The following is an 18,783-nucleotide window of genomic DNA, read 5'->3' on the forward strand; positions in this document are numbered from 1 at the left end:
CGATGCATGCGTCGTCCGCCACGCCCGGCGCCGACGGCCCCCAGGGGCCGTTGAGCGCCGGTGAGCGGGCGGACTACGAGCGGCTTCGCCGGGCAGCCGGAATGCGGCACCGCCGGCTGCGGTACGCCGCCACGTCGTTCCTGCTGGTCCTGGCCTTCCTCCTCGCACCCCTCGGCGTCGTCGCCGCCTGGCTGGACTCCCAGGTCTCGGACACCGGCCGGTACGTCCAGACCGTGGCGCCCCTCGCCAGGAACCCGGCGGTCCAGAACGCGCTGACCAACCGGCTGACCGGCAAAGTGGTCGGCTACATCGACACGGAACGGCTCACCGCGGCACTCGCCCACGCCCTGCAGGAGACCGGCGCGCCGCCGGTCGTGGTCGACCGGGCCGGCACCCTGGCCGGCGCATTGAAGAGCGGTGCCACCAGTGCGGTCCGCGCAGTGGTGAACAAGGTGGTGACCAGCGACCAGTTCGCGGATGTCTGGGACGGCGCCAACCGCAGGGCGCACGCCGCCGTGGTGAACGTCCTCACCGGTCAGGGCGGCAGCGCCGTCGAGGCCAAGGGGAACACCATCACGCTCGACATCGGCACGGTGGTCAAACAGGTCGAGAAAAAGCTGGTCGACGCGGGGTTCAAGAACGCCGACAAAATCCCCGACATCGACAGGTCCGTCGTGCTGGTGAAGACCGACAAGCTCAACAAGGCCCAGGACGCCATGCGGCTGCTCAACATCGTCGGTGTCTGGCTGCCCGTGCTGGTCGTGGTGCTGGCGGCACTGGCCGTGTGGTCGGGGCCCTCGCACCGGGTGGCCATGATGAGTGCGGCCGTCGGCTTCGGCGTGATGATGGCCGCCCTGCTCATCGCGCTGGCCTTCTTCCGCCAGAAGTACCTGGAATCCGTATCCCCGAAGGTGCAGTCCCCGGACGCCGCCTCCGCCGTCTACGACGACCTGGTGCGGTTCCTTCAGCAGACCACCCGCACGGTGCTGGTCATCGCCGTGATCGTGCTGGTCGCCGGCTATCTCTACGGGCCCGGGCGCGGCGCCCGGTGGACACGTGGGATCACCGGCCGTGGCACGACGGCCGCGGGCCGGGGCCTGGCCCGGGCGGGGGTGCGGACCGGCGGTGCGGGCCGCTGGCTCGACACGCACCGCGCGTGGACGACGGGAGTCGTCATCGGCGCGGGAGTGCTCGCGCTGTTCCTGTGGAACTACCCCACCCCGGGCGCCGTGGCCCTGGTCCTGGGACTCGTCGTCCTCGTCATGGCGGTCCTCGGCGTCCTCGCCGCCGCGGGAACCCCACCCCCACCGGCAGCGCCCGGCCCCGGTCCCGCCGGTGACGACGGCCGAACGAAAGGAATGCCTGGATGACCGAGAAGACGACGACAGCGCAGGACTCCCGGTGCTGACCTGAGCCGATATCACCGGCCGTTGCTACGGCGCACCGCGAACTACGAGTGGCAGGAGAAAAGCCATGGGCAACGTATACCTGGCGTACGACTATCCGGTGCTGGGCGCCTTCTGGACCGTCATGTGGATCTTCCTGTGGGTCCTGTGGCTGTTGGTGCTCTTCCGCGTCATCGCCGACATCTTCCGCGACCACGCACTGAACGGATGGGCGAAGGCGGGCTGGCTGTTCTTCGTCATCATCCTGCCCTTCCTGGGCGTCCTGATCTATGTGATGGTCCGCGGCAAGGAGATGAGCAAGCGCGAGCTGCGTGAGGCCAAGCGGCAGCAGGACGCGGTCGATGCATACATCCGCGAGACGGCGGGCGGCCCGGGCGCGAGCAGCGCCGATGAGCTGGCCAAACTCGCCGACCTCAAGGCGAAGGGCACGATCTCGGAGGCGGAGTTCCAGCGGGCCAAGGAAAAGATCCTCCACTGACCACGGAATTCCGGCCGCGACCTCCAGGCGGGGAACGCCCATGAACGGTCTTCAGATTCTTCCGCTCGCCCTCACCATGATGCTGGGTCCGCAGATCATGTCGGCGATCATCTTCGTGACGACGCCGCGGGCGGTCCGGGTATCGCTCGGCTTCCTCGCCGGCGTCGCCATCGCCACCACCGCAGGCGTGGCGGTCATGAAGGGAATCACCGGCGCCTTCGACCTGGGGGACCCCTCCGACAAGGGATCGGCGGGACAGATCGTCCAGTACGTGCTCGTCGGTCTCCTGGCGTTCGGCGCCGTGTGGAACTGGGTGAAGCGGGAAACCATCGAACCGCCGAAGTGGCTGGGCACGCTCATGTCGGCGGACGCGAAACGGGCCTTCAAGGTCGGGCTGCTTCTCATCAGCCTGATGCCGTCGGACCTCGTGATCATGTTCACCGTCGGCATCAACCTGTCGCAGAACAACGCGGCCTTCTACGAGGCGCTGCCGTTCATCGCGCTCACCGTGCTGGTCGCGGCCCTGCCGCTGCTCGTACGGCTCCTGCTCGGAAAACGGGCCGAGGCCGCCATGCCTCGGATCCGGGACTGGACCAACACCCACAGCTGGCTGGTCAACATCATCGTCTACGTGGTCTTCATCGTCCTCATCCTCGCCTAGCAGGTCCGGCCCACGCTTCCGCTTCCTTGCGTGCGGCGTCATAGGCCTCACGGGCGGCGGAGACCTGCGGAAGGTGCGCCTCGGACCAGTCGGTGAGGGCAGGCCTGCCTCTCCCGGGGGAGGCGGTGGCCCCGGCCCCCCGGGCATGCAGACGCCCCGCCCGAAGGGGAAGACGGGCGGGGCGGGTCTCTGCGGGGCGGGGTCTCAGGTGGTGCCGCCGACCGCTCCGGCGGTGACGACGCTGCTGTCGGCGGCGGTACGGGCCGGTTTGCCGATGGCCGCGCCGCCGGTGACCGGCTCGATCCCGACGGTCGCCGTACCCGGGCGCAGGGCAGCCGTGGCGGACGGCTCGGGTGTTCCGCCGGTCTCGAGCCCGGTCCCGGCCCCGGTCCCCGCCTCGGAGATCGCCGCCCGCAGCGGCTCGGTCTCCACCAGCATGCTCACCGGCCCGGTCGGGTTCAGGTACAGGGCGTGCCCCGGCGGCAGCTGCTCGACGAGCTCGGCCACCGGACGCCGGTCGTACAGCAGCCGTCCCACCGATTCGAGATAGCCGGGCGAGGTGTAGACGGGGATCACCGGGGTGCCCTCCGGCGAGGCCGCGGCCAGTGGCGTGCCGGTCGCGGTGACCAGGACCGACACCTCCGCACGGGCCAGCGTCGCATGGACGTCCTGCATCGGCCCGTACCCCGTGGCGGCCAGCTGCACCGCGCGGTCGACGGCGTCGGCCGGCTCCGCCCAGTCCAGCGCCTGCGGGGACGGCCGGTACTCGGGGTTGTCGCGCCACTCCTCGATCTCACCGGCCGGGCCCGACCGCCACTGGCCGATCAGCGCCCACAGCGGCGGTGCACCCTCGCCCTGCCACGTCAGATCCACCATGGCCAGCCAGTGATCGGGGGCGTTGCGCGCCGCCTCGACGACCTCCGGGGGCGGCTCGGGCATGTCCTCGCCCGTCACGGGCTCGCCCGCCGTCATCGCCGACTGTGTGATGTTGTCCATGAAGCCCTCCGCCAACCCGCCGTCCGGTTCCTGAGTGCACGGGCGGACCCCGCAAACACAAGGCCTTCGCCCGGGGCTCACCCTGCCCACGGGCGGCGCGGACGTCGTCCCGACGCACCGTACGGACCCCTGCGGGTACGCCGCCTGGCCGTGCGCCCTGCGCCCGTACGGCGGACCCCGCAGCGCGGCGAGGGGCACCGGCGCCGGGCGGTGTCCGTTGTCCGTGTGTCACCGGCAGGTCATAGGCTGGCCGGATGCAGGAGCAGTACCGCACGCTCGCGCGCGAGGGTGTCCACGAGATCGAGATCAACAAGTCCCGCTTCATCTGCGCGCTCGCCCCCGTGGCGAGCGAGGCCGAGGCCCAGGACTTCCTCGCGCGTATCCGCAAGGAGCACCCCGCGGCCCGCCACCACTGCTGGGCGTACGTCCTCGGCGCCGACGGCGGCATCCAGAAGGCCAGCGACGACGGCGAGCCGGGCGGCACCGCAGGCGTCCCGATGCTGCAGATGCTGGTGCGGCGCGAGGTGCGCTATGCGATCGCCGTGGTCACGCGCTACTTCGGCGGCGTCAAGCTCGGAGCGGGCGGGCTGATCCGCGCCTACGGGGGCGTGGTCGGCGAGGCGCTGGACGCGCTGGGCACGGTCACCCGGAAGCGCTTCCGGCTGGTCACCATCGGCGTCGACCACCAGCGGGCCGGCCGGGTGGAGAACGACCTGCGGACGACGGGGCGCGCGGTGCGCGAGGTGACGTACGGCGCCGATGTGCGCATCGAGGTCGGACTGCCGGAGGCCGATCTGGACGCCTTCCGCGGATGGCTGGCCGACGCGACGGCCGGTACGGCGGTGCTGGAGATCGGCGGCGAGGCGTACGGGGAGTGGTGATGCCCGGAAGCTGTACGCGATTTCGCAGGTCGGGCCCCGTACACCGGTGACCGGGTGCGAGACTGGGGCGGACACGGACGACGAGCGTCGAGAGGGACACCACACCATGCGGGTCGGAGTGCACCTGTGAGACTCCTGCACACCTCCGACTGGCACTTGGGACGGTCGTTTCACCGCGTGAGCCTGCTCACCGCCCAGCGCGCATTCCTCGACCACCTCGTCGGGACCGTCCGGGACCGGGGGATCGAGGCGGTGCTCGTCGCGGGCGACATCTACGACCGCGCGGTGCCGCCGCTCTCCGCCGTACAGCTCTTCGACGAGGCCCTGCACCGCCTCGCCGACCTCGGCGTCCCGGCCGTCATGATCTCCGGCAACCACGACTCCGCCCGCCGGCTCGGCGTCGGCTCCGGGCTGATCCGGCAGGCCGGCATCCATCTGCACACCGACCCCGCCGCCTGCGGCACGCCCGTGCTCCTCGAGGACGGGCACGGTCCAGTGGCGCTGTACGGACTGCCGTACCTCGAACCGGCCATGGTCCGCGACGCGCTCGGTGCCCGGCGGGCCGGCCACACCGAGGTGCTGGGTGCGGCGATGGACCGGGTCCGCGCCGACCTGGCCGCACGGCCCGCGGGGACCCGCTCCGTGGTGCTCGCGCACGCCTTCGTCACCGGCGGCGCCGTGAGCGACAGCGAGCGCGACATCACCGTCGGCGGGGTGGCCTCCGTCCCCGCGGCCGTGTTCGACGGCGTGGACTACGCCGCGCTCGGCCATCTGCACGGCTGTCAGACGCTCACCGAACGGGTCCGCTACTCCGGCTCGCCGCTCGCCTATTCCTTCTCCGAGGCCGGTCACCGCAAGTCGATGTGGATCGTCGACCTCGACGGGGACGGCGCGGTCACCGCCGAGCGGGTCGACTGCCCGGTGCCCCGGCCGCTGGCCCGTATCCGCGGACCGCTGGAGCGGCTGCTCGACGACCCCGGACTCGCCCGCCACCAGGACGCCTGGGTGGAGGCGACGCTCACCGACCCCTCCCGCCCGCACGAGCCGATGGCCCGGCTCGCCGAGCGCTTCCCGCATATCGTCAGCCTCGTCTTCGACCCCGACGAGGGCCCCGCCCGCACGCTCGCCTCCTACGCCCAGCGGCTGCGCGGCCGCAGCGACCAGGAGATCGCCGAGGACTTCGTGGAACACGTACGGGCCGGACGCGCTGCCGACGCCGACGAGCGGGCCGAACTGCGCTCGGCCATCGACGAGGTACGCCTGGACGACACCCTGCACGAGGTGGCGCGATGAGGCTGCACCGGCTGTCCGTCACCGCCTTCGGGCCCTTCGCACGCACCCAGGTCGTCGACTTCGACCGGCTGTCGCGGGACGGCCTCTTCCTGCTGCACGGCCCCACCGGCGCGGGCAAGACGTCCGTCCTGGACGCCGTGTGCTTCGCGCTGTACGGATCGGTCCCCGGGGCGCGGCAGAGCGGCCAGGCGCTGCGCAGCGATCTGGCGGACCCGCTGACCCTCACCGAGGTCGTCCTCGAACTGACCGTTGCCGAGCGCCGTTTGGAGATCACCCGGCTGCCCGAGCAGCCGCGCCCCAAGAAGCGGGGGAGCGGGACGACCCGGGAGAAGGCGCAGAGCCGGATGCGGGAGTTCGACGCGGCCGGTGGCGAGTGGACGGCGCTGAGCCGGTCCCACCAGGAGATCGGCGAGGAGATCGGGCAGCTGCTCGGGATGAGCAAGGAGCAGTTCTGCCAGGTGGCGCTGCTGCCGCAGGGCGACTTCGCACGCTTCCTGCGGGCCGATGCGGAGGCCCGCGCCCGGCTCCTGGGGCGGCTCTTCGACACGCGGCGGTTCGCCGCCCTGGAGGACCGCCTCAACGCCCGGCGGAAGGCCGCCGGGGACCGGGTCGCGGCGGGTGACGAGCGGCTGCTGGCGCTCGCACACCGGATGGCGCAGGCGGCGGGGGACGACACCGATCTCGACGACCCGTCCCTTCCCATGCCGGAGAGGCCGGTTGAGGCCCCCCAGGGCAGGCGGAGCCGGACGGCAACCGTACCGGCGCAGGGCCGGGGCGAGGGGCGGCCCGCCGCCGTCCCCGGCCCGGGGGAGCCCGGATTCGCCGGCGCGGTGCTGGTGCGGGCCGCCGTGGCCCGGGCCGGCGCCCGCGAGCGGCTGGAGATCGCCCAGGCCGCGGTACGCGCCGCCGAAGCGGCGGAACGCGTCGCCGCCGGGCGCCTGGAGGAAGCCCATGAACGGGACCGGCTCCAGCGGCGCCACGAGGACGCCCGCCGCCGCGCCGCCCAGCTCGAGGCCCGCGCCGAGGAGCGGGAGCGGATGCGCCGCCGGCTGGAGCGGGCCCGTGCGGCCGCCGACGTCGCCCCCGCTCTCGCGCTGCGCGACGCCGCCGGACGCGAACTGGACGCCGCACAGGACGCCGAGCGGCGGGCCAGGGCCGCGCTGCCGCCCGATCTCGCGGAGGCCGAGGGCGACCGGCTCGCCGCACTGGAACGGCAACTGCAGGCCGACCTCGGATCGCTGACGGCGGCGCGCCGCGCCGAGCGCCGGGCCGCCGACATCGGCCTGGAGCGCGCCGGACTCGACCGGGAGGCGCGCGCCGACGACCAGACGCTGCTGGACACCGCCGAGTGGCTGGCCGGCTGGGACGCCGTCCGCGAAGCCCATCAGCGGCGCATCGAGACGGCTCAGGAGGCCGCGACCCGCGCCGAACAGCTCGGCGCGCAGCTCCGGCCCGCCGCCGAACGCCTCGAGGCGGCCCGCCGCCGCGACGCCCTCGGTGCGGAAGTGCAGGCCGCAGAGCGGGAGTTGCTGGCCGCCAGGGAGCGTGCCGCGGCGGCACACGAGAACTGGCTCGACCTCAAGGACCGGCGGCTGCGCGGAATCGCCGCCGAGCTCGCGGAAGGGCTGCGGGACGGCGAGGCGTGCGCGGTGTGCGGGGCGACCGACCACCCCGACCCGGCCCGTGCGGGCGAGGGGCATGTCGACCGGGCGGCCGAGGAGGCCGCGCTGGCCGCTCACCGCCGGGCCGAGGACGCCCGCCGGCAGACCGAGAGCCGCTGCCAGTCCGCCCGGGAGGCGCTGGCCGGCGCCGCCGCCGCGGCCGGAGACGCACCGGCCGGCGAACTCGCCGAACAGGTCGAGGAGTTGCGTAGGGAGCATGCGCGCGACCATGCGGCCGGGGCCGATCTGCATGCCGCCCGCGAGGCCCTGGGACGCGCCGAGCGCGAGTACGAGCACCGCCGCGCCGAGCAGCAGCAGGCCGAGCGCCGCGTCGCCGCCCGCACCTCGCACCGGGAAGCGCTGCACCGCGAACAGGCCGCGCTGGAGGAGGAGCTGACCCGGGCACGCGGCGACTGCGCCAGCGTCGCCGAGCGCGCCGGACGGCTGGAACGGCAAGTGACGCTGCTCGCCGCAGCCGCCGAGGCCTCCCGTACGGCGGGCGGCTGCGCCGAGCGCCTCAAGGACGCCGACGCCGGGCTCTCCGACGCCGCCTACCGCGCCGGATTCGACACTCCGCAGTCCGCCGTCGAGGCGCTGCTGCAGGACGGCGAATGGCGCGCGCTCCAGCAGCGCCTCGACGCCTGGCAGGCCGAATCCGCCGCCGTGCAGGCGGAGCTGGACAGCCCCGAGGGTGTTGCCGCGGCGGCCCTGCCGCCCGCCGACCCGGACGCCGCACGCACCGCGCACGAGGCCGCGGGACAGCGGCTGCGGACCGCCGCCGCGGCCCAGGCGGCCGCCCGCGACCGCTGCGGCGAACTCGACCGGCTGTCCGCCCGCGCCGAGGCCGACGCCCGCGAACTGGCCCCGCTGCGCACCGCCTACGACCGCATCGCCCGCCTCGCCGGGCTCGCCTCGGGCACCTCCGGCGAGAACGAACGGCGGATGCGCCTGGAGTCGTACGTCCTCGCCGCCCGCCTCGAACAGGTCGCGGCCGCCGCCAGCGAACGGCTGCACAGGATGTCGTCCGGCCGCTACACCCTCGTCCACTCCGACGAACGCGCCGGCGGCACCCGGCGCTCCGGACTCGGGCTGCATGTCATCGACGCCTGGACCGGCCAGGAGCGCGACACCTCCAGCCTCTCCGGCGGGGAGACCTTCTTCGCCTCGCTCGCCCTCGCCCTCGGGCTCGCCGACGTCGTCACCGACGAGGCCGGCGGCACCCGGCTCGACACCCTCTTCATCGACGAGGGCTTCGGCAGCCTCGACGAACAGACCCTGGACGAGGTCCTGGACGTGCTGGACGGGCTGCGCGAACGCGACCGCAGCGTCGGCATCGTCAGCCATGTCGCCGACCTGCGCACGCGGATCCCGGCGCAGCTGGAGGTCGTCAAGGACCGGTCGGGCTCGGCGGTCCGGCACCGGGTCCCTGGCTGATCACGGGGCGGCGGGGGAGCGGCGAGGAGTACACGACGCTGGTGGTCACCGAGCCGAGCGCCCCGATCCGGCCCGAGACCTCCTCCAGATGCCGCATCGACCGGGCGGCGACCTTGATGACGAAGCAGTCGTCGCCCGTGACGTGGTGGGCCTCCAGGATCTCCGGTGTGCTCTCCAGCAGATCGTGGAACGGCTTGTAGTTGCCGTTCGGGTAGCGCAGCCGGACGAAGGCGAGCACCGGCAGACCGAGCCGCTCCGGGTCGATCACCGCCGCATAACCCGAAATCACCCCGGACTCCTCCAGACGGCGCACCCTTTCGGTCACGGCGCTCGCGGACATGTTCACGGCCCGCGCCAGCTCCGCGTAACCCACGCGGCCGTTGCGCTGCAGAACATCGAGGATGCGCCAGTCGGTGGCGTCGGGGGAATAGCCGGTCATAGCCGCTGTCTAGCAGGGGAATCCCCGGCTGATCAAGGGTTTTGCCGGTGATCACCGCTTCAAGGGCCGACCGACGGACCGTAAATTATCGGCCATGATCACACAAGGCATACGCACCCCGGGCCCGACCACCGCCACCAGCGCCGTCCTGGCCACCCCGCCCGCCGCACCCGCCGACGCCGCCGCCTACTTCGCCGCCCGCCTCGCCTTCCACACCGATGTCGCCGATGTGCACGCCGCGCTCGCCGCCGGTGCCGCCGACTTCGTCGTCGTCGACTCCCGGAGCACCGGGGCCTGGGACCAGGGCCATGTCCCCGGAGCCGTCCACCTGCCCACCGCCCGTATCCCCCAGGACGCGGCAGGGGTGCTCGACCCCGCGGTCCCGGTCGTCGTGTACTGCTGGGGCCCCGGCTGCGACGGTGCCACCCGCGCCGCCCTCGCGCTGGCCCGGCTCGGCTACCGGGTCAAGGAGATGCTCGGCGGCATCGAGTACTGGATCCGCGAGGGATACGAGGTGGCCACCTGGCAGGGCACGGAACGGCGCCCCGCCGACCCGCTGACCGCGCCCGTCGGGGCGGAGGACTGCGGCTGCTGAGCCGGGGAACGGGGCCGGCGCACCGCCGCGGCCGTCAACTCCCCGTGCTGCTCCCGGCATGGGCCCCGGCCGGAGCGCTCACCAGGGCCTCGAACAACGGTCCGGCGTCCGCCCCCGCAGGCAGCCCGCTCACCTGCCCGTCGCCGACCTCGACGACCCGCCAGACGCCGTCCATCCGCAGCGCCAGGTCCGTGGTGACGAAGCGGGCGTCCAACTCCCGTACCCGCGGGGCCACATGAGTGAGATCGGGGGCCGGGCACAGCCCCGGCGTGTCGGGGTGCGGGCCGGTCAGCACCGGCTCGCCGTCCAGCCACCAGACCCTCGCCTCGCCCACCGCCCGGTCGAAGTCCTCGAAGGCGCGCAGCACCACACCGCCGGTCAGAAACTCCTCCTGGAGGGCGACGAAGCGGTGGACGACCGAGGCCAGACGGCCGGTGTCGGCCGCGTCCGGGACGTACGCGGCCTCCTCCCATTCGTGTTTACGGGACTTGACCCAGTCCTTGACCACGACGGGGCGGTCTCCGAAGGGCCCGGCGAGCCTGGCCAGTGCCGCGCGCTCCGGGGCACGGCCGGGCGCGCAGGGGAGAAGCGTGCTGCGCGGGGTGAGTGAGCGGAAGGTGTCGTACCAGCCGGGGAGTTCATGGGCCGTGCGGTACGCGGCGGGGGAGCTCAGCAGCCGGCAGCCGCGGGCGGCCAGCGCCGCGGCCAGCTCGGCGTAACGGCCGGCGGGCAGCATCCAGCCGCGGTACCAGACCGCGCCCGCCCCGCGCGGCACCCGGGACACCGCCGCCCCGGCGTCCCCCGCCGACAGCGCCTCGTGGTCGAGGACCGCGGCCGACGCACCGGCCGACCGGGCCGCGGCGGCCTCGGCCGCGAAGTGCGGGTCGGGGCGCCGAGGACGCAGCGGGTCGCCGGGGAGGAGAAAGAGCGGCGGGGCGGCGGGGTGGTCCGGGGTCATGCCATCGGACCCTACGGGCGGGCATGTCCGGCCACAACGGGATATGCAGTGGCCGGACAGCGCGCCGCCTCAGGTCACAGCGCCGGACAGCGCGCCGCCTCAGGTCACAGCGCCGGACAGCGCGCCGCCTCAGGTCACAGCGCCGACAGCTCGCTCAGCAGATCGTCCAGCCCCAGCGAACCCTGCGAGAGCGCCGCCATGTGCCAGGCCTTGAGGTCGAAGTCCGCGCCGTGCCGGGCGCGGGCCGCCTCCCGGCCCTGGAGCCAGACCCGTTCACCGAGCTTGTAGCCGATCGCCTGGCCTGCGATGCCCTGATAGCGGATCACCTCGCTCTCGACATAGTCCGCCGGGCGGCTGCAGTGCAGCCCCAGGAACTCCTGCGCCAGCTGTGGAGTCCAGCGCTCACCCGGGTGGAAGGGCGAGTCCGCCGGGATCTCCAGCTCCAGATGCATACCGATGTCGATGATGACGCGGATCGCCCGCATCATCTGCGCATCCAGATAACCCAGGCGCCGTTCGGGACTGGTCAGGAAGCCCAGCTCGTCCATCAGACGCTCGGCGTACAGCGCCCAGCCCTCGGCGTTCGCCGAGACGATGCCCACCGTGGTCTGGTAGCGGGAGAGCTGATCGGCGACATGGGTCCACTGCGCCAGCTGGAGGTGATGGCCCGGCACCCCCTCGTGGTACCAGGTGGAAACCAGGTCGTACGCCGGGAAGCGGGTCTCGCCCATCGTCGGCAGCCAGGTGCGGCCGGGGCGGGAGAAGTCCAGCGAGGGCTGGGTGTAGTACGGGGCCGCGGCGCTGCCCGGCGGGGCGATCCGCGACTCCACCTTCCGCACCCGCTCGGCGAGCTCGAAGTGCGTGCCGTCCAGCGCGTCGATCGCCTCGTCCATCAGCGACTGGAGCCACTGCCGGGTCTCCTCGACGCCCTCGACCGTCTCACCGTGCTCATCGCACCAGGCCAGCGCCTCCCACGGAGTCTTCGCACCGGGCAGGACCTTCTCCGCCTCGGTCTCCATCTCGGCCAGCAGCCGGTGGAACTCGGACCAGCCGTACGCATACGCCTCGTCCGCGTCGAGGTCGGCGCCGTTGTAGTAACGGGCGAGCCGGGCGTAGCGTTCCCGGCCCACCACGTCCGGCGCGCCCGCGACGGCCGGGGCGTAGCTGTCCCGGAGCCAGTCGCGCAGCTCCACCAGGGCGCCGGTCGCGACCTCGGCCGCCGCGGTCAGTTCGGTGCGCAGCGCGTCCGGGCCCGGGTCGGTGAATTCGGCGAACCAGCTGCGGTCCGTGCCGATCCATTCCGCCAACTGGCCGATGACCGTGGCGACCTGGCGCGGTCCGGCGGGCAGTTCCCGCCGCAGGCCGGCGTCGAGGGAGGCGCGGTAGCCCTCCAGCGCGGCCGGTACCGCCCGCAGCCGCCGGGCGATCGCCGCCCAGTCCGCCTCGGTCTCGGCGGGGGTGATCGTGAAGACCTCGCGGACGCCGTGCAGCGGCGAGCCGAGGTTGCTGACCGCGCGCAGGCCCTCGCCCGCGTCGTGCACCGCCAGCTCCGCGGTCAGCCGCTCACGCAGCAGCCGGGCGCAGATCCGCTCGGCGGCGCTGTCCGCGCCCGGCCGGGCCTCGGCCTCGGTGAGCTTCTCCAGCGTCGTACGGGCCAGTTGGGCCACCGCCTCCTGGCCCGTGGGCGAGAGGTCGGGAAGCCTGCCGGAGCTCTCGGCGACACCGAGGTAGGTGCCGCTGATGGGGTCCAGCTCGACGAGGGCGTCGACATAGGCATCGGCGATCTGGCGGGGCAGCGGGCCGCCGCCGGAAGAAGTGGTGTGGGACATGACGGCATCCTCGTACGGATCACCCCGCCGCGTCACCAACAATAGGCCGGACGTTCCTGTCGCTTTGCCGCCGCATTGCCATTCGTGGTGCCCGCACCGCCGTCCGGCGCGCCGCGGATGCCGCGGACCGGCCGGGTGCCGCCACACCCGGCCGGTCCTGCGGATCCGCGCGCACCCCGCGGCATGGCGGGCCGGGAGCCGTTGACGGTCGCCCGCCGTGGTCCGGCTACTTCGGACGTCCCGCCGGCACCCCGAGCCGTGGCGGGCCGGCCACTTCGGTCACCCCCGCCGGGCGCGTGGTGATCACCAGCGTGCCCTCCTCTATCTGGTAGTCCAGCGGCAGCCCCAGACCGCGCATCGCCGCCACCATCCCGGTGTTGGAGGCCTGGGTGATGGCGTACACGGTTTCGCAGCCCGTCTCGGCGGCCATCGTCACCAGCCGGCGCAGCAGCTCCGCGCCGATCCCGCGCTGCTGCCAGGCGTCCTCGACCAGCAGCGCGACCTCGGTCTCGTCGCCGTCCCAGAGGAGATGGCCCAGGGCCACCAGGCGCCCGGAAGCCGTCTCCACCGCCAGCGTACGGCCGAACCGGGGGCTGAGCAGATGCGCCAGATAGCGGTCCGCGTCGGTGACCGGCCCGTGATAGCGCAGCCCGAGCGTGGCCGCGGAGCAGCGGTCGTGCATCTCGCGGGCGGCGGCCAGGTCGGTGGTGTCGGCACGGCGGATGGTGATCTCGTTGCCCTCGGGCAGCGTCAGCACATCCCGCCGCGGCGGCACCCGCTGGCCGAGCCTGGCATCCAGATCGACCAGGGCGCGCACTCGGGCGAACTCGGTGGGCGTGAACGGCAACTGCGGCCTTTCGATGGTGAGCGACCCCCCGGAGGGGTCGCGGAATTTCATGGTGTGCTCGGCCAGCACGCCCTCGGCGGGCACCTGCTCGGCCAGCGGGTGCCCGCGCAGCGAACGTGCGGGCACCGAACGGATCCTGCAGCGCCCCAGCAGCTGACGCAGCGCCAGCGGCAGTTCGGAGGAGTCCAGGGCCGTACGGGTCGCCAGCCCCAGCATCCGGGTCGGCGCATCGACCAGGTCGTGGGCGTCCGCCCGCTCCAGCCAGCTGTGTGCGCCGCCCGCGCCGGCCACCGTACGGGTCAGCTCCCCGGGCGCGACCGCGGCCGGCGCGCGGAGCAGGAACTCGTCGACCGTGCCGTCGGACAGCGGATGGGTCTGCAGGCTGAGGATGTCCACCCGGCGCCCGGCCAGCGCCGTGCACAGCGCGGCCAGGCTGCCCGGCTCGTCCTGGACCGTGGTCCGCATCCGCCACAGCACCGTCTCCTGCCCGCCGGCCTCGGTGGCCCCGGCGGGGGAGGGCAGCGCCATGGCGCCGGTATCGGTCGGGGGCGGGGCGTGGCCGTGCCGTCGTGACCACCACACGTGGAAGCCGGCCGTGGCGAGCAGGGCCACCGCCCCCGCGCACAGCAGCACCGGGCCGGACGGCCCGTGCGCCACGGTGTTGGCCACCAGGTCGGCCACGGCCACCGCCGTGAACAGGGCGGCGAGCTCGACGACCTCCCGGCGCCAGTGATGGCGGCGGGAGGAATGGGCAGAGGTTGCTTCAGTCATGCAGACAGCCTCGCGGACCGGTGTTGCCTGATCGCCAACACTTTGTGTCCGACGGGTAAAAGACGCAATCGGAGCATTGGTCCCTACTGCCCAACCTGTCCTGGTTGCAGCACCTTGCTGAACAACACCTCGCCCCCTTCCTGACGCAGCCGCACGGTCAGCTCCCCGCTTCCCCCGTCGATGTCGATCTCCCCGAAGTTCTGCGGACTCTCCGCGGGGGAGGTGTTCGCACGATCCGGTGCCTTGAGGAACGGCTGCGCGGGCCCGAACGTTCCATCCAGCTTCAGCGCCTGGAATCCGCCCGCGTTCAGCGGCCCGGACACGAACTCCCAGAACGGCTCGAAGTCCTTGAACGCCGCCCGCTCCGGTGCGTAGTGCTGCGCCGACGTGTAGTGCACATCCGTCGTCAGCCACACGGTGCCGGTGATCCGCCGGTGCTTGATGTGCCGCAGCAGCTCGGCCAGCTGCAGCTCACGCCCCAGAGGCGCGCCCGGATCGCCCTGCGCCACCGCCTCGAAGTCCGTCTTGCCGTCCGGCACGACCAGCCCCAGCGGCATGTCGGAGGCGATCACCTTCCACACCGCACGTGACCGCGACAGCTCCCGCTTGAGCCAGCGCAGCTGCTCCGCACCGAGAATGCCCTGCGGGTCATCGGTCTGACGGCCCGGCGAATTGGCATTGCGGTACCGGCGCATGTCCAGCACGAACACATCCAGCAGCGGGCCGTGCCGCACCACCCGGTAGACCCGGCCTCCCCCGTCGGCCCGCAGCGTACGGACCGGGAAGTACTCGCTGAACGCCCGCAGCGACCGCGCCGAGAGCACATCCGCGTCCTTGACGGTGTACCGGTCGTCGTCGAGCAGCTGCCCCGGATACCAGTTGTTGTGCACCTCGTGGTCGTCCCACTGGGTGATCGTGGGCACCTGGGCGTTGAACCGCCGCAGATTCTCATCCAGCAGGTTGTAGCGGAACGCGCCCCGGAACTCCGCCAGCGTCTCGGCGACCTTCGCCTTCTCCTCGGTCGTCACATTCCGCCAGATCCGCCCGTCCGGCAGCGTCACCCGCTCCGGGATCGGGTTGTCGGCGTAGATGTTGTCGCCGCTGCACAGAAAGAAGTCCGGGTCACGGCGCCGCATGTCCTCGTAGATGCGATAGCCGCCCCGGTCCGGGTTGATGCCCCAGCCCTGCCCGGCCAGATCCCCCGACCAGTGGAAGCGGACGCCGTCGCGGACGCGCTCGGGAGCCGTACGGAACGTCCCCGTGACCGGCTCGCCACTGCGCCGCGGGTCGTCGGGATCGGCCAGCACCACCCGGTAGTGGATCTGCTCCCCGGACGGCAGCCCGTGCAGCGGGGTGACCCCGGTGAAGTCCGTACCCGCCCCGATCACCGGGCCGTGCCACGTCCGCGCATTGCGGAACGACTCCGTCGCCGCGGTCTGCACCAGCATCCGGGCCGGGCGGTCGGACCGTACCCACACCAGACCCGACGACGTCGTCACATCCCCGACCTGCACACCCCAGTCGGCGCCGGGCCGCCCGCTGCGCGCCTGCGCCGGTGCACCACAGGTGAGCGCGGGCAGCGCCAGCACGCCGGAACCGGCCGCCGCACCCCGCAACAACGACCGCCGCCCGAAGCCGCCGCCGGATCCCTGCACCATCTGAAACCTCCATGTCGGACTTCGCCGGACTGACCTCGGCCGATGTGCCGTTCGTACCGGGAGCCGGTGCCGGTGGCCCGAACTCCCGGTGTCCGGCGGCCGAACGGCGGATGCGCCGCCGGACCCGGAGCGTACCCACCGCCCGGCTCACACCGCCGCGACCGTGTCGAGGACGACGCGGGCCACCAGCGCGGGATCGTCGTTCATCGGGACATGACCGCAGCCCGGCAGCCGCACCAGACGGGCACCCGGGATCGTCTGCTTGGCGCGCACGCCCTGACGGGGCAGCAGCAGCCGGTCCCGGCTTCCCCAGCCGATGGTCACCGGGACGTCCGGCACATCGGCCGTGAACCGCACCCCGCGCCCGGCCGCCAGCGTCGGCGCGAACCCGGGCGCCTCACGCAGCGCACGCGTCTCCGCCATCACCGCCTCGGCCGAACGGCGCCCGGGATGGGCATAGATGGTCCCGGTCAGCGAGGCCCGCCCGACGACGGACCGGGCCAGCGACGCCACCACCGGCTCCGGCAGCGCCTGCGCCCCCGCATACATGCCGCGCAGCACCCCGAAGGCGTACCGGCGCTCGGCCGGCGTCCAAAAGCCCGCGGGAGAAAAGGCGGTGACCGACCGTACGGCCTTCACCCGGCCCAGCTCGAGGGCCAGCAGCCCGCCCAGCGAGTTCCCCACGACATGCGGACGCTCCAGCCCCAGCTCCGCGAAGGCCGCGGCGAGCAGCGGGACCACGGTCGGCAGGTCGTACGCGGTATCGCCGGGCAGCGCCGGCGAGGCACCGAAGCCGGGCAGGTCCACGGCGATCACCTCATGGGAGGCGGCGAGGATGTCGCAGACCGGGCGCCAGGCCTGGAGATGGTGTCCGATGCCGTGCAGCAGGACGACGGGCTCGCCCGCGCCCTTGCGCTCGTAGGCGACCGTGAACGGCGGCCGGCCGGCGGGACGGACACGGGCGAAGGAGACCGGGGCGGCCATGAGGGGGCTCCTCTGGGGGGTGGGAAGTGCGGTGGTGGTGCGGCGTATCCGGACACGATGCCAGGCGCGCCGCCGCAGGGGACCCGCTCGCCCGGCACTGTGCCGCACACCACGTCAGCGAACGCCCGCGTCCCCTTCGTTTCCGCTGGACAACGCCGCGATCGCCGGGTGGGATGGCAGGGTGCTGACCGATTCCGCGACCGATGTCTTCGAAGAACACCGCCCCGTGCTCCACGGTGTGGCCTACCGCATGCTCGGCCGGGTGGCCGACGCCGAGGACGTCGTCCAGGACGCCTGGCTGCGCTGGTCGTCCGCCGACCGCAGCGAGGTGCGCGAGCCACGCGCCTATCTGGTCCGCATCACCACCAGACTGGCCATCGACCGCCTCCGCCAGGTGCAGTCCCGCCGCGAGTCCTATGTCGGCCCCTGGCTGCCGGAACCCCTCGCCACCGACTTCGGCGGCACCGCACCCGACACCGCGGAGCGGGCGGTGTTCGCCGAGTCGGTCACCCTCGCCGTCCTCGTCGTCATGGAGTCGCTCTCCCCTCTGGAGCGCGCCGTGTTCGTCCTGCGCGAGGCCTTCGGCTATCCGTACGCGGAGATCGCCGCCGCCCTCGACCGCAGCGAGGCCGCCGTGCGCCAACTGGCGGGGCGGGCCCGCCGCCATGTCGAGGAGGGCAGGCCGCGCTTCGACGTCGATCCGGACCGGCGGCGCGATCTGACCGAGCGGTTCCTGGCCGCCGCGGCCGGTGACGACCTCGACGGCCTGATGCAGCTGCTGGCGGCGGACGCACGGCTGGTCGGTGACAGCGGCGGCAAGGCCAAGGCCCCGCTGCGCATCATCGAATCCGCCGACAAGGTCGCCCGGTTCCTGCTCGGCGTGGCCGGGAAGCAGCCGGCCGGTTTGGAGTTCACCCTCCTCGAACTCAACGGCGGCATCGCGCTGCTGACGCACGTCGGCGGCATTCCGGACACCGTCCTCCAGCTCGATGTCGTGGACGGCCGGATCCAGACCGTCTACGTCGTCCGCAATCCCGACAAGCTGCGGTCGCTGGCGGCCAGTTGAGCGGCGGCCCGCAGGCCGGTCCGCGGGCTTGACAGCACGGGGACGCCGCCGGTGAGACGGTCGGCGGCGGACGCCATCGACGCCTGCGCCAGCACGATCGCATCGGCGGCCGGCACCTCCCGCGCCGCGGCGGCCACCGCCTCCAGATAGCCCTCCGTATCACCCGCCTCGAACCGCTCCCACGCGCCCGGGACGAGCACCGTCCGCACCCGCACCGCCCGCCCTGCCCGGTCCGCCTCCTCGGCGATCAGATCCTCCGTGGGCGCGAGCGTGCTCGCCAGCGCGGCGAGCACCACGATCCGCGTCCCCGCGGCGACCGCGGCCGCGGCCATCGGCCGGTCCGCCCGCAGCACCGCCGGCCCGAGCCCGGCGCCGGCCGCCTCCGCCACCGCACCGATCGTCGAGCAGGTGCACAGCACCGCCCGGGCGCCCTCGCGAGCCGCCCCGGCAAGCGCCGCCGCGACCTCCTCCGCCACCGCGTCGGGCCCCAGCTCCCTTGCGCGGTCGAGGAGTTCGGGGCGCACGAGATGCCGGAGCGCGAGTCCGGGCGCCTCCTCGTCGCGCAGCGCGTCGAAGACCGGGACATGGACGGGCGAGGTGTGCAACAGGGTGAGCATGACCGCAGGGTAGCCAGCGCCGGAGCGGGCCGGCGACCGGGGAGGCCGCGCCGCCGGTGGCGGCGGAAACGGCCCGCGGATCGGACGTGGGCCCGCGGATTGGTCTTGACCAAGGTTTCCACCGGCCATATCGTCGGGATACTGCAACAACCTTTAATAAAGAAGCGCTCGAAATCGGGTCCGGCGGACCGACGGGGCCCCGGCCCCGC

General features: G+C 73.3%; 16 protein-coding genes. 8 read left to right on the top strand and 8 right to left on the bottom strand.

Annotated features, from left to right (window positions below):
• Positions 1-2 precede the first annotated feature (2 nt).
• The 3 genes from ADL29_RS29390 to ADL29_RS29400 all read left to right on the top strand — a co-directional run bounded on the left by ADL29_RS29390 (position 3) and on the right by ADL29_RS29400 (position 2,545).
• On the top strand, positions 3-1,370 hold the full coding sequence (locus ADL29_RS29390; RefSeq protein WP_053926594.1) for a hypothetical protein: 1,368 nt from the start codon (positions 3-5) through the stop codon (positions 1,368-1,370).
• A 103-nt stretch (positions 1,371-1,473) separates the two neighbouring features.
• Positions 1,474-1,884: an SHOCT domain-containing protein gene (locus ADL29_RS29395; protein ID WP_053926595.1), complete on the top strand. Its 411-nt coding sequence runs from the start codon at positions 1,474-1,476 to the stop codon at positions 1,882-1,884.
• 40 nt (positions 1,885-1,924) lie between these two features.
• Positions 1,925-2,545: a GAP family protein gene (locus ADL29_RS29400; RefSeq protein ID WP_053926596.1), complete on the top strand. Its 621-nt coding sequence runs from the start codon at positions 1,925-1,927 to the stop codon at positions 2,543-2,545.
• Between the two features lie 204 nt (positions 2,546-2,749).
• Here ADL29_RS29400 and ADL29_RS29405 read toward each other — a convergent pair whose 3' ends face one another.
• Positions 2,750-3,541: a type VII secretion system-associated protein gene (locus tag ADL29_RS29405; RefSeq protein ID WP_053926647.1), complete on the bottom strand. Its 792-nt coding sequence runs from the start codon at positions 3,539-3,541 to the stop codon at positions 2,750-2,752.
• A 254-nt stretch (positions 3,542-3,795) separates the two neighbouring features.
• Between ADL29_RS29405 and ADL29_RS29410 the strand changes: the two genes are divergently transcribed.
• From ADL29_RS29410 to ADL29_RS29420, 3 genes are all read left to right on the top strand, one after another.
• On the top strand, positions 3,796-4,422 hold the full coding sequence (locus tag ADL29_RS29410; RefSeq protein ID WP_053926597.1) for a YigZ family protein: 627 nt from the start codon (positions 3,796-3,798) through the stop codon (positions 4,420-4,422).
• Between the two features lie 126 nt (positions 4,423-4,548).
• Positions 4,549-5,715 carry an exonuclease SbcCD subunit D gene (locus tag ADL29_RS29415; protein WP_053926598.1) on the top strand — a complete coding sequence of 389 codons (1,167 nt, stop codon included), beginning with the start codon at positions 4,549-4,551 and terminating at the stop codon, positions 5,713-5,715.
• On the top strand, positions 5,712-8,810 hold the full coding sequence (locus tag ADL29_RS29420) for an AAA family ATPase (RefSeq protein ID WP_053926599.1): 3,099 nt from the start codon (positions 5,712-5,714) through the stop codon (positions 8,808-8,810). The genes ADL29_RS29415 and ADL29_RS29420 overlap by 4 nt, the downstream gene beginning before the upstream one ends.
• Here the strand turns inward: ADL29_RS29420 and ADL29_RS29425 are convergent.
• A complete protein-coding gene (locus tag ADL29_RS29425; RefSeq protein ID WP_053926600.1) occupies positions 8,764-9,249 on the bottom strand; it encodes an Lrp/AsnC family transcriptional regulator in 486 nt (161 codons plus the stop codon). The two genes, ADL29_RS29420 and ADL29_RS29425, sit on opposite strands and share 47 nt — an antisense overlap.
• Before the next feature lie 94 nt (positions 9,250-9,343).
• Here ADL29_RS29425 and ADL29_RS29430 point away from each other — a divergent pair, with 94 nt between their 5' ends.
• Entirely contained in the window at positions 9,344-9,844 is a 501-nt protein-coding gene (locus ADL29_RS29430; RefSeq protein ID WP_053926601.1) for a rhodanese-like domain-containing protein, read from the top strand.
• A gap of 34 nt (positions 9,845-9,878) precedes the next feature.
• Here the strand turns inward: ADL29_RS29430 and ADL29_RS29435 are convergent, their stop codons facing one another.
• The 5 genes from ADL29_RS29435 to ADL29_RS29455 form a co-directional block, all read right to left on the bottom strand.
• Positions 9,879-10,802 (bottom strand): ATP-grasp domain-containing protein, encoded by a 924-nt coding sequence (locus ADL29_RS29435; protein WP_053926602.1) that lies wholly within the window; start codon positions 10,800-10,802, stop codon positions 9,879-9,881.
• Between the two features lie 134 nt (positions 10,803-10,936).
• On the bottom strand, positions 10,937-12,631 hold the full coding sequence (locus ADL29_RS29440) for a DUF885 domain-containing protein (RefSeq protein WP_053926648.1): 1,695 nt from the start codon (positions 12,629-12,631) through the stop codon (positions 10,937-10,939).
• Between the two features lie 226 nt (positions 12,632-12,857).
• A complete protein-coding gene (locus tag ADL29_RS29445; protein ID WP_053926603.1) occupies positions 12,858-14,249 on the bottom strand; it encodes a GNAT family N-acetyltransferase in 1,392 nt (463 codons plus the stop codon).
• 83 nt (positions 14,250-14,332) lie between these two features.
• On the bottom strand, positions 14,333-15,907 hold the full coding sequence (locus ADL29_RS29450) for an alkaline phosphatase D family protein (protein ID WP_053926604.1): 1,575 nt from the start codon (positions 15,905-15,907) through the stop codon (positions 14,333-14,335).
• A gap of 147 nt (positions 15,908-16,054) precedes the next feature.
• Positions 16,055-16,891 (bottom strand): alpha/beta fold hydrolase, encoded by an 837-nt coding sequence (locus ADL29_RS29455; protein WP_053926605.1) that lies wholly within the window; start codon positions 16,889-16,891, stop codon positions 16,055-16,057.
• Positions 16,892-17,072: 181 nt separating this feature from the next.
• Between ADL29_RS29455 and ADL29_RS29460 the strand changes: the two genes are divergently transcribed.
• On the top strand, positions 17,073-17,957 hold the full coding sequence (locus tag ADL29_RS29460) for an RNA polymerase sigma-70 factor (RefSeq protein WP_053926606.1): 885 nt from the start codon (positions 17,073-17,075) through the stop codon (positions 17,955-17,957).
• On the opposite strand, the gene ADL29_RS29465 is transcribed toward ADL29_RS29460, so the two are convergent.
• Positions 17,909-18,574, bottom strand: a complete 666-nt coding sequence (locus tag ADL29_RS29465; protein WP_053926607.1) for an aspartate/glutamate racemase family protein — start codon at positions 18,572-18,574, stop codon at positions 17,909-17,911. The two genes, ADL29_RS29460 and ADL29_RS29465, sit on opposite strands and share 49 nt — an antisense overlap.
• Positions 18,575-18,783: the final 209 nt, after the last annotated feature.

Origin of the sequence: Streptomyces chattanoogensis (assembly GCF_001294335.1) — a bacterium.
GTDB classification, from domain to species: domain Bacteria; phylum Actinomycetota; class Actinomycetes; order Streptomycetales; family Streptomycetaceae; genus Streptomyces; species Streptomyces chattanoogensis.